The sequence below is a fragment of the Vogesella mureinivorans genome (assembly GCF_007644035.1).
GTDB classification, from domain to species: Bacteria; Pseudomonadota; Gammaproteobacteria; order Burkholderiales; family Chromobacteriaceae; genus Vogesella; species Vogesella mureinivorans.
Window position 1 is genome coordinate 1 of sequence record NZ_VMTV02000329.1, and the last position, 338, is coordinate 338.

1 protein-coding gene is annotated in these 338 nt (G+C 34.0%); it reads left to right on the forward strand.

What is annotated here, in order from left to right; all coding sequences use genetic code 11:
- Positions 1-189 (forward strand): phosphoenolpyruvate carboxykinase domain-containing protein (locus FLQ44_RS10105; protein WP_147694290.1); only part of this gene is annotated, 189 nt, incomplete at its 5' end.
- Positions 190-338 lie beyond the last annotated feature (149 nt).

Consider the following 338-nt stretch of genomic DNA (forward strand, 5'->3'; position numbering starts at 1 on the left):
CAATTGAACTGGACAGGTTCTGACTTTACTAAAGCGCAATTTGATCTTGTAACATCTCAAGATAAAGATCAATGGATCAAAGAGATTGAAAGTCATACTGAATTGTTTAACAAGTTAGGTGACCGTTTACCTGCAGCACTTAAAAATCGTCAAAACGAGCTTTTAGAGGCTGTAAAAAAATCAGCTTAATTTAAATTAAGCATTCAAGAGACCGCTTTCGAGCGGTCTTTTTGCATTCAATCTATAATCATTGTGATGGATTAAAGGATTCAAGTAGTATGCTCTTTTAATTTCGAGTCACTATCGCATGCAACTCAAAAACAATTTAAACGGAATAA